8 protein-coding genes and 2 pseudogenes are annotated in these 10,019 nt (G+C 63.7%); 5 read left to right on the top strand and 5 right to left on the bottom strand.

The features are described 5' to 3' along the window. Window positions 1–111: 111 nt before the first annotated feature. The 3 genes and pseudogenes from MCHLDSM_RS36700 to MCHLDSM_RS36695 all read left to right on the top strand — a co-directional run. A pseudogene (locus tag MCHLDSM_RS36700) lies at window positions 112–309 on the top strand (BlaI/MecI/CopY family transcriptional regulator); the annotation flags it as partial. Beyond that, complete coding sequence (locus MCHLDSM_RS27970) at window positions 306–1,226, top strand: M56 family metallopeptidase (RefSeq protein WP_011767912.1); 921 nt, start codon at window positions 306–308, stop codon at window positions 1,224–1,226. The pseudogene MCHLDSM_RS36700 and the gene MCHLDSM_RS27970, both read left to right, overlap by 4 nt. A gap of 525 nt (window positions 1,227–1,751) precedes the next feature. Then, entirely contained in the window at window positions 1,752–2,348 is a 597-nt protein-coding gene (locus tag MCHLDSM_RS36695) for a winged helix-turn-helix domain-containing protein (RefSeq protein WP_233211103.1), read from the top strand. A gap of 161 nt (window positions 2,349–2,509) precedes the next feature. Here MCHLDSM_RS36695 and ripB read toward each other — a convergent pair whose 3' ends face one another. The 4 genes from ripB to MCHLDSM_RS27945 all read right to left on the bottom strand — a co-directional run bounded on the left by ripB (window position 2,510) and on the right by MCHLDSM_RS27945 (window position 7,354). Beyond that, window positions 2,510–3,283: an NlpC/P60 family peptidoglycan endopeptidase RipB gene (gene ripB / locus MCHLDSM_RS27960; protein ID WP_011767914.1), complete on the bottom strand. Its 774-nt coding sequence runs from the start codon at window positions 3,281–3,283 to the stop codon at window positions 2,510–2,512. Window positions 3,284–3,805: 522 nt separating this feature from the next. Next, on the bottom strand, window positions 3,806–5,029 hold the full coding sequence (locus MCHLDSM_RS27955; protein WP_011767915.1) for a L,D-transpeptidase: 1,224 nt from the start codon (window positions 5,027–5,029) through the stop codon (window positions 3,806–3,808). Window positions 5,030–5,367: 338 nt separating this feature from the next. Continuing rightward, window positions 5,368–6,339, bottom strand: coding sequence for a sterol desaturase family protein (locus tag MCHLDSM_RS27950; protein ID WP_011767916.1), 972 nt, complete (start codon window positions 6,337–6,339; stop codon window positions 5,368–5,370). A gap of 157 nt (window positions 6,340–6,496) precedes the next feature. Next, entirely contained in the window at window positions 6,497–7,354 is an 858-nt protein-coding gene (locus MCHLDSM_RS27945) for an ICP22 family protein (RefSeq protein ID WP_011767917.1), read from the bottom strand. Window positions 7,355–8,027: 673 nt separating this feature from the next. On the opposite strand from MCHLDSM_RS27945, the gene MCHLDSM_RS27940 reads away from it, so the two are divergent. Next, a complete protein-coding gene (locus tag MCHLDSM_RS27940; protein WP_013470149.1) occupies window positions 8,028–8,417 on the top strand; it encodes an antitoxin Xre/MbcA/ParS toxin-binding domain-containing protein in 390 nt (129 codons plus the stop codon). A 280-nt stretch (window positions 8,418–8,697) separates the two neighbouring features. After that, on the top strand, window positions 8,698–9,279 hold the full coding sequence (locus tag MCHLDSM_RS27935; protein ID WP_234935307.1) for an RES domain-containing protein: 582 nt from the start codon (window positions 8,698–8,700) through the stop codon (window positions 9,277–9,279). A 6-nt stretch (window positions 9,280–9,285) separates the two neighbouring features. On the opposite strand, the pseudogene MCHLDSM_RS39900 reads toward MCHLDSM_RS27935, so the two are convergent. Continuing rightward, window positions 9,286–9,702: pseudogene (locus tag MCHLDSM_RS39900) on the bottom strand (integrase core domain-containing protein); the annotation flags it as partial. Window positions 9,703–10,019 lie beyond the last annotated feature (317 nt).

The following is a 10,019-nucleotide window of genomic DNA, read 5'->3' as shown; positions in this document are numbered from 1 at the left end:
CCTTTCTGAACTGGCCTGATTGATGCGTAGAGAACACCAATCCTCCCAGCTCAAGGGGCACTTTCCTCATTCCGACACCCCACGACCAACCAATTTATCGGTGGATCGAGGCTAAAACGGCAGCGCAACGGCAAGGCCTATGTGTACCGGGCGGCGATGAGTCGTGAAGAGCGGTCGGCGCGGCTGATGAAAGCTGCCTTCGACTCCGGCGGCGACACCAACACTGTGCTGGCATTTTTTGTCGAGCAGATGAGTACAGAGCAATCAGCCCAACTGAAGGCGGCGCTGCGTAAGGGGCGGCGATCATGACGACGGCGCTGTGGCTGGTGCTCTACGGCGCAGTGCTGGCGTGGCTTGCTCCACCGGTACTGCGGCGCCTTACTGGTGGCGGGGTCAGCCCGTCCATGGGTGTGGCCGCCTGGCTGGCCACGGTTGCCGCCGTGCTTGCGGCATGGCTGGCGGCAGTGGTGCTGGTGGTCAACGCGACGTCAAACAGCATCCTCGACGGCTCGGTCGTGACCCTCTGCCTGGAACTGTTTGGGTTCTCCGATCACACCCCGCTGGCGGGACGCCTCGGCTCTATTGCGCTCATCGGCGGGGGGCTGCTGACCTCGGCGGTCGTGGCGCTGCGACTGGGTCGCTGCCTGGCCGGACTGCGCACCCGAAGCCACGAGCACGCACACGCCGCGCGGATCGTCGGTCGGCCCACCGACCATCCCCACGTCGTTGTCGTCGAGGCGGACCTTCCCGCCGCTTACTGTGTCATCGGCCGCCCCCATGCCATCGTCGTCACCTCGGCGGCCGTGAAATCGTTGAACCGAGCGCAACTGAAAGCGGTTCTGGCCCACGAGAATGCTCACCTAACAGGGCATCATCACCACATTCTCATGGTGCTGCGTGCCCTCGCCGCCACCCTTCCCCACCTGCCCTTGTTCGCCTGCGCACATCAGGCTGTGGCGGAACTGCTGGAGATGTGCGCCGACGATACCGCCGCTCGTCGCGTCGGCACTCGTCCTCTACTGGCGGGGTTGCTCGCGCTGGCCGGTCACCGACCTCCGGTGGCCGAAGGTCTGGCCGCGGCGGCAATGGCGATCATCACCCGCGCCGAGCGACTAGTCACCCCGACGCGTCGGCACGTGCAGTGGCGTCATCGCGCTCTCCTGGTTGCCGCCATCGCCACGATGCTCGCCACACCGGCATTCATCCAGGTGCTCTGCCACCACTAGGTGCCCCTAGCTCTGATCCGGGTTCGGGTCGGCCAATGCGCACTTCGACGGACGAGAACCCTTCGACGGTCGGGTATCGGCCCACCCAGCAAAGTCTTCGCTGACCGCCTGACGCCTGCGTCCACAGCGTAGATTATCTACGGAGTCAAACCGTAGATGACCAGTGCAAAGGCTTGCTGTTGGCGGTTGCGCTGTAACGCCTGGATCAGCGAGGACGGCTGGGATCAACGCCGAAGGCCGTTGATGACGCGACCCGGCGCTAAATATCCCGGTCGGCGCGCCATCTACGTAGTAACTACATAGATGGCGGTAGGCTGTCTCGTAGGCGGTGCAGTGAGGATGCATAGGCGCGCTTTAGTTTTCGTGAACGGCTAGGAGAATGCCACGACGATCGAGTCGCACCGCTATGTCGCTGGTTCCGTACCGCCAGTGGCGGCCGCTGGCCGCATCCGTGTGCTACTGGTGGAGCCTCGACGCATCTATGCGGCCACCGTGGCGCGACACTTACGCGCCGGCGGTTTCGCCGTGGAGGTGGCCTATTCGCCAGGTGCTGCACTCACAGGGCTGCGCGAGCGTGATCCCGATGTGGTCGTGGTGGGCGTCGGCACTCAGGGGCTGGGCACGGCCATGCTTGACCGCATCCGTCAGGAAACTCAAGTCGGCGTGGTTGCTCTCAGCGACGGCGATATTACGCCGCTGCTCGTGAGTACCGGGGTCGTCTGTGTGGGCGACATCGAGGCGCTGAACGTGCGAATTCGGCTGGCGCTGAGGCGCTGCGGTGTCGGCGGCGAACCACGTGGCGGCGGCCACGGCGACGAGACGCATCGCCGTGAGATCGGAGATCTCCGTATTGATGTGGCCGCGCGTCGGGTGTTCCTCCGCGACGAGCCATTGCCGCTCACCCGCACGGAGTTTGAGATTCTCTGCACGCTGGCGGAGAGTCCCGGTGAACCGGTGACGTGTCGTCAATTGCAGCTGAGCCTGTGGGGGGATGCGTCCGACGGTGGCCGGTCCACTCTGGGGGTGCATGTGGGTAATCTTCGGCGCAAGCTGGGTGAGGACCCACACTCACCGCGGTATCTCCGTACGGTGCGCGGGACCGGTTACTGTCTGACCGGCTAAGTGGGGGCAGCGAGTGCCTGGTGCGCCGCAGTGATGCAGCTGGTGACAGATTGCGGCGAGGACTTAGCTTTCGATGATGCGAACGACGTAGGGCGTCATCCCTGACGTGCGCACTGGGGAGATCTTGATTGGCACGCCGGTCNACAGATTGCGGCGAGGACTTAGCTTTCGATGATGCGAACGACGTAGGGCGTCATCCCTGACGTGCGCACTGGGGAGATCTTGATTGGCACGCCGGTCTGCTGTGCCTCGAGCATCTGCCCGCCGCCGAGATAGATAGCTTCGTGCTGGCTCCCGCCCGGGCCCCAGAACAGCAGATCGCCCCGCTTCGCTTGGGAGGGTGGCACCTTGCGGCCGGCGTCGTACTGATCACCGGACCATCGCGGGAGCAGAACTCCAACGCCGGCGAAGGCGAACCGTGTCAGGCCTGAACAGTCAAAGCCGACGGTGCCTGCCCCCTGGTCGACGCCGCGGCTGGGACCGGTGAGGCTTCCGCCACCCCAGGAGTAGGGAACGCCGATTTGCGTTCCCGCCCTCCGGATTACGTACTCGATCGCTTGCGCACCATTGACCCGGTTTCCGCGCACGCTCGTCGACGGATCCGCGGCGGGACTGACGAGCCCCAGGCTGCTGAGGAAGTTGCGACCCATGCTCATGGCGGTCTGCGTCGCCATGGCCGTTGCCTGAAGAGAGGCGTTCGCGATGGCAACCGGATCACCGGGAGCGCCTGCGCTCGCCACCTTAGGAAGCAGTGGATCCCAAGGGCCGGCGGCAGGTTGGGCCGACGCGACCGGTGCGCACGCAAGGAAAAGCAAGACGACGATGGCGATCACACCGGAGAGCCGCCGAACCGCCTGTGCTGCTACAAGGATTGTGGGGTCGCAGCGGTCAGCGCGGGCAGTTGGAGCACCCTTGCTCCGGACGTGTGATTCCATGTCTTCTCCTCGGTGCGCCGCGCGGTGAGCTATCACACGCACCAATAGCGGGGCTGAATCGCATAAGTACGGCGCAGCACCAAAATACGTAGCTCCTACGTAGAAAAGCGTAACTCACAAAAGCCCCACCAGTAACAGTAGCCACATAATTACAATGGTGAAATTCGCTGCGGCAGCTCGGTTTGGATGCGGCAAGTACTGGACTAGAACCGTTTTTACGGTCGGGAGGACGCGCGTGAATAGCGCGCCGATGAACGCAAACTGTGCGAGCTTCTCGGAGAAGGAGGCACTATGGGCCGTCGTCGGGGGTAGCAACAATTCTGCCCCGCGCGGTCACGTGAAGCCTCGTCGGCGGTAGCGCGCCGCCTTCGGTCATCGGGGAGTCGATGAGCTCCAGCCACGCCGACAACCGCCCGTACGGCAACGGCGTCTCAGGAGTGACCCCAAATGCGCCGCGGAGAAAGGGGTTCAGCGACGCTGGGCACCCGGGCATGTCAGCCCGGTGTCACTAACTTCCGATGCTCAGAGGTTGGCGTTTCCGGCCTTCCATTGCTCCCAGGGGATGTTCCAGTCTCCGAGTCCGTCGGTTCCTGACAGGGTTGCGCCGGTCGTGTTGATGACTTCCACGATGTCGCCGCGTCGGGTGTTGTCGTAGAACCAGCGGGCATTGGCTGGATTGACGTTGAGGCATCCGTGGCTGACGTTGGCGATGCCTTGGCTACCCACCGACCATGGGGCAGAGTGCACGTAGATGCCGCTGTAGGACATTTGCGTGGCCCATTCGACTTCGGTGCGGTAGCCGTCGGGCGAGTTGGCGGGGACTCCGTAGGTGGACGAATCCATCACCAGGAAGGAGTAGCGGTCTCCGATGATGTAGGCGCCGTTGTCGGTGGGCGTTTTGGCTTTGCCCATGGAGATGGGCATGGTTTTGACGACTTCGCCGTTGCGCCGCACGGTCATCGTCTTGGTGGCGTCATCGGCGGTGGCGATGATGTGGTCGCCGATCGTGAATCGTGTGGTGACGTCTTCCTGGCCGAAGAGTCCGTCGCCGAAGTCGACGCCGTAAGCCTCCACCGACACCTCAACGTGCGTTCCGGGCTCCCAGTATTCGGCGGGGCGCCAGCGGACTTCACGATTGCTGAGCCAGTAGAAGGCGCCCTCAACCGGGGGGTTCGTGGTCACGGTGATCGCCTGCTGCGCCGCAACCCGGTTCGTGATGTTCTCGTCAAAGCGAATCGCAATGGGTTGACCCACGCCCACCGTTTCGCCGTCATTGGGCAAGACGTAGGGCATCGTCAGGTTTTCGGGGGAATGGGTTTCGAATGTTGCGCTGGTGCTGGTCGTTCCGCCAAGCCCCTGTGCGTGCGCCTGCAGAGTGTACTGCTTGTTGTAGCCCAGCGGTTCCGCCGATGACCAGGTAACGCCGTCGGGGCTCAGCTGCCCATCAACAAGTTCGCCCGCCTCGTTGGTCAGCGACACTTGGCCGAGAACACCGTCGCCGGCGGTAACGGTCACGGGGGCATCGACAGCGACGCCGATCGCACCATCAGTCACGGACGCTTCCAGTTTCGGTACGAGCAAGTCTGCGTAGGGCGTGCCCTTGTCGGTGATGACGTCGGGCGTGGGCGCCGCCGCCGGAGACGAGGTGCAGGCGGTCGCGATCAGCAGCACCGCCACCGCGAGGACGGTCGTGCGCAACCAGTGCGTCGTCGCTCGAAACGCTGGTGGGCAGCCTATCTGCGGCATGAGTGAGGCTCTCCGTATCGGGTCTTCGTCATCGGCTAACGGGCGGTGGCACCGCCTGGTGCGTCGCGAGGGCCGGTCGCGGGCGACGGTGCACCGTTTACGGGTATGCCTTCAAGAGTGCTCTTGAGTCGTTTAGCTTTCTTAGTCCTTCGATGAAGATTCGATAAAGCTGGCACTAAAAGCTGGCTCCTCGGGCTTGCACAACCGCCAAAATCGGGGGCGCGTCCGTCTGTTGGTCCCAGCCGAAAGTGGTGGAGCCGTCTGTCGTTGCCGTCGACCGCGGCGAGGCTGGCTAGCGGGTCGAGCCACGCTGCACCGGTGAATCGGGGGCCCGACGGCTACAGACGATACGTCGAGCCTTGGCCGGATGGCGGTATCGGCGCGTTTCCGTCGGCCGTCGTGGCCGTGGTCAAGGACTTGAGGCTGCAGCCGCTGGCGTGGGTGAACGGGTAGATCATCTGCCGCAGATAGCTGGTGGGGTAGTCGGGTTTGGCGGCCATGCCGAGCTGGGTGGAGTCGAATCGCCATGTGGCGTCGTAGGCGTAGGTGCGCATCAGGTGGTCCCACACCAGGGTGAACAGGCCGAAGTTGACGTCGCCGACGCCGGCCCATTTGAGGTGGTGGAAGCGGTGGCCTTCGTTGAGGGCCAAGACATACTTGGCGGGGCCGATGCGGTAGTCGGCGTTGGAGTGCTGCAGCAGCTGGATTGCCACCGCCAGCGCCAGTACGGAGGCTACGTCGACGGGCAGCCCGATCAGGATCAGCGGTGCGACGCCGGCGGCCATCTCCACGGTTTGGTGCAGGGGGTGCTTCATCTGGCCGTTGAGGCCGTAGAAGCGGGTGACGCTGTGGTGCACCGCGTGAAAGCGCCACAACACACCGATCTTGTGGCTGGCCAGATGTACGACGGTGATGCCGAGGTCCGCGACCAGGATCGCGGCGAGGACCTGTGCGATGAATGGCCAGCTGTGTGGCCACAACGGCGGTGCGGGGACGATCGCGGCCAGCAGCGGGATGGCGGCCACGCTTGCCAGGATGAGGGTTTCGTTGACCGCGACGTGGATGCGGTCGCGCGTGCTGTCGGCCCGGTCACGGTTCCACGCGGTGTCATACGGAATGACCAGCTCTACCAGGAACGTCGTCGTGATCGCGACGACCAGGACGGCCAGCAGCCAGTACTTCTGGGCGCCGCCGGCGGTGAAGACGATGCCGGCGCCGTTGAGGCCGATCAGCATGAACGGCACGTAGCCGTAGCGGGCCACCGCCTGGGCCGCGGTAGCCGCCGTCGATGTCGGAGAAGTCGTGCTCATGCCGTGAATCGTCGCGGTCACCGACACGGCGGCGCTTGAATGATCCGGCTAAAGGCCGGCTTCGTGGTCCCAGGACACGTGCCGGCTCAGGACCGGTCTCAGAGATGCGTTAGCTTAGTTTGACGCCTGTGCTCACACGAGCGGAGAAGTCAGGTGTTTACTCGCGGTGATCATGATCGCCGTGGTCGTCCTGCGCAGGCACCGCGGGTGGGGCCGGAACTTCGGCCGTCGCCGGTGCAGCCGACTCGCCGGCAGGCTCGTTGACGGGCGGCGGGGCGGCCGGCTCGTGATTGCTGTCAGGGCTTTGAACATGCTCGCTGCTCGTCCCATGATCATTACCCTCCGCGGGCTCGGCGCCAGCGCCGTGGTGATCGCTATGCGCATCGTCGGGGGTCGTCGCGTCGTGCTCGCCGTGCCCATCCTCGGGGGTCGTCCCGTGGTGGCCACCGTCCGCGCTCGCTGGCGCATGGCCGTGCTGCAGTCCTGAAGCAACGCCCACCGTGGACGCCAGCGTCACGACACCGACGGCGCCCATGAGCACTAATGCGCTGCCGAACACCGGTACCGGCTGTCCTTGCAGGCCGCGGTACCACACCCAGCTGGCGCCCATCACGATGTAGATTTGAAGCAGCAGTGCGCAAAGGTCCGCGGCTTGGACCAATTCCGCTTCTCCCGCGCTGGGGCCGAACGGGGCTCCCACGGTCCTGGACAGGGCCCAAAGAGCAATGGCTCCAACGTTGAGCATGATGCCGGCAGCAAGCACAGGAGTCGTGGTTCGTGCGAGAACCAGGCGCGCCCAGAGCAGTTGGAAGAGTGCGATCGTTGCGAAGAACAAGCCTGCTGGCATCCACTCCTGCCAGTGGGTGGGTACGACGGCGAAGTGGATGACCGCGGCGCCCAGCGATGCGAGCGCGGCGAGCCGAGCCGCCAACCGGCTGTCGGTTTTCTTCGCTGTCCTTGGCGCCACCGAACCAGGATGACAGCGCCACCCGCGACAGCGGTTGCATGACACCACATCTCAACACGACCGAGATTCATTTGTCATCAACTACTGTCTTCCTACGTAGACGCCGTCGATGCCACCCTCTGAGTCTCGACCACCGCCGCTTGGCCGTGCGGTAGGACGCCCGCTCGCACTTAGCGTCGGCGAATGTAGCGATTTCGCGGGTCGTTGCTCGCTGCTGAAGAGCGGTCGCAGACATTCGTCCGGGATACGCGTGTCGGCGGGTCCTGGTGCGCAGTCGGACCTGCAATTGTTGACGTACTTCTTGGTGGATGTCGACTCTGATGGTCGGGGCAACCTCAAGCGTCGCCGCCAGTCCATAGCGGACCGGTGCCGCCAACCGGCCCACGTCCACGCGGCAGTCAACGTTGATCTCAGGCGCATCGCCCGCTGCGAACGCGACGGCCCGTTGTCCTTCGAGTATTTCGTGTTGCACGGTGCCGTTACGGCGCCTCGACGACATCCGCGAGCATTCGCCGGGATATGCCACTTGCTTGGGTAGTGGCGGCGGCGTCTTAGGTGCTGTAATCGGGCGTCTACCTGCACGACAGGGTGTCTGAGACGGCAAATAACGCGCATTATGTGTATGTTTTGTGGAGCTTGTTGAGTCACTTTGCGGATTATTCTCGCCGCTTTTATGGTTAGGCGCTGTAGAGTCGCTGCTGACGAAGGAGGTGCTCGCGAGATGTCCGACTTGTTGATCAAGGCTGGGGACGACACCGCGCGGATGGACACCCACGAGGTTGTCGCCTACCTTCTGGCGCGCCTCGGACCCACCCTGACGGCGTATATCGCCAGTTCACGAAGTCGTGCGATGCCAGCCCGGTGGGCCACCCCTCCGGGGGAGCGCAACCACGCCGAACCCTCGACTGAGAAAGCGCGGCGGCTGACGGCAACGCATACCGTCTTCTGGCTGATCGAGGAAGCCGAAAACGACCAGGTTGCCCGGAACTGGCTGATTTCTGCGAATCCTCGCCTAGACGGGATCACGCCGGCGCAACTGCTACGCGAAGATCAGTTTGGTGCTGTCTTTCGCGCCGCGGACGCGTTTATCACCGACACCTACCATGCCTAGTCACTCGTGACGTCGACTCTTCCTATACTCAGCCCGTTCGCTGTGTACAGAGAGGCAGGCGCGGGTGTCGTTGGTGGGTGCGACTATCTGCGCGTCGAGTGGGCTAAACATCGTTGCGAGTTCGGGTCAGAGTGTCTTTCGAGTGGCTCGGACGCAGTACGGTCCGGTTAATCCACCCCCGCGCGTTCCGGGTGAACATCCGGTCGAGGACTGGTCGCGATGGGATACGCCTGGGCGAACCATATACGGATGTTCCTCGGCGACAGGCGCTTTCGTTGAAGTGTTGGAGTATATCCGACCGGACCCGCCGGCGACGCTGCTGAGTGACCTCTTCGACGACGTGGAGCCCGATGACGCCGCGACGTTCGCCGCGCAGGTTGCGAAGGAGTTGCCACAGCACGGGGCGATGCCCTACCGGTCAATCTCGAAGGGCTGGCGGGAAATGCGCTCCCTCTACGAACTTCAATTGCCCTACAGCGGTTGGTTCGTCGACGTCACTGGCGCCGAATCGATCTCGGTGCTTTCCGAACGGCTGGGCTCGACTCTGCTGGCTGAGTGTGAGGTCGAGCACCTGACCCTCAGCGAGCTGACCAGCTCATCCGAAGACCTGAAGAAGCTCACGACGGGCATCGCAACGTGGATTCGAGACCGGACGGTTCTGTTCGACGGGGAGCGTCCGCACGGGATTGTTTACCCGTCCAAATGGGGTACGACGCTGGGCGACAACTACGCGATGTGGCTGCGGCGTACAGACGACGGGACTGGCCCCGATCCGGTGACCGAGATAGAACCCTCCAGCATCGGCAAGCACACAAAACCCTTTGTTGACGCGGCAAGATTGCGCGGCATGCGGATATTCTGAGCGCGACTAGCTGTACTGACCTGAGAGGTTAGGTATGCGGGTGGCGGGTGGTTGGCCGCCGAGTGCGGTGTGGCCGCGGTGGTAATTGTAGGTGTGTAGCCAGATCGGGAACTGCTCGCAGCGCTGGGCGTCGCTGGTGTAGAGCCGGGTATAGGCCCATTCGTCGCCGAGGGTTTGGTGAAATCTTTCTACCTTGCCGTTGGTTTGCGGCCGGTACGGCCGAGAGCGGCCGTGCTCGCGGTCGCGGGCGGCGTCGGCGCGGTAGAACCGTTCGAATACCCGGGTGATGCATTCGGCAGCGATTCCCTCGCCATTGTCGGCGACGGCGATCGTCAGCCGGTCGCCGTCGCGGACACAGCCGAGTTCGACAGAACCGCCCGGTGGAGTGTGCCGCAGCGCATTCTCGAGCAGATTGCCCAGGACTCCGCCCGCGTCACCCCGAAGCTGTGGGAAGACGAGCACCGGCTGCTGTCAGTCGGCTTCCACCAAGCCAAGAGACTCTGGCCCCGGTGTGAACGGATTTGTGAACGAAACAGTGCGTAAAGCGTGAGATGAGGCCGAACGAGAATGACACTGGAGACGCATTAAGTGACCTGACCTGGGCATTCAGGACACAACTGACCGCGTGAGGCGGCGACTGACCGGCTCATAACTTAGCCTCAATCCGTGGATCGACCCTGTTGAGGTCCGGTCAGACTGATTTTGCTGTGCTGCGGTGGGTGGGCAGCGTGAATCCGCTG

This window comes from Mycolicibacterium chlorophenolicum (genome assembly GCF_001044235.1).
GTDB classification, from domain to species: domain Bacteria; phylum Actinomycetota; class Actinomycetes; order Mycobacteriales; family Mycobacteriaceae; genus Mycobacterium; species Mycobacterium chlorophenolicum.
The sequence above is the reverse complement of the archived record's forward strand: the minus strand, read 5'-3'. Positions and strand labels throughout refer to the sequence as shown.

Bases quoted from the DNA above. Each gene is read 5' to 3' on its own strand.
- MCHLDSM_RS27940 (WP_013470149.1), top strand. From the start codon at position 8,028: ATGTCCGACTTGTTGATCAAGGCTGGGGACGACACCGCGCGGATGGAC.
- MCHLDSM_RS27955 (WP_011767915.1), bottom strand. From the start codon at position 5,029: ATGCCGCAGATAGGCTGCCCACCAGCGTTTCGAGCGACGACGCACTGG.
- ripB (WP_011767914.1), bottom strand. From the start codon at position 3,283: ATGGAATCACACGTCCGGAGCAAGGGTGCTCCAACTGCCCGCGCTGAC.
- MCHLDSM_RS27950 (WP_011767916.1), bottom strand. From the start codon at position 6,339: ATGAGCACGACTTCTCCGACATCGACGGCGGCTACCGCGGCCCAGGCG.
- MCHLDSM_RS27970 (WP_011767912.1), top strand. From the start codon at position 306: ATGACGACGGCGCTGTGGCTGGTGCTCTACGGCGCAGTGCTGGCGTGG.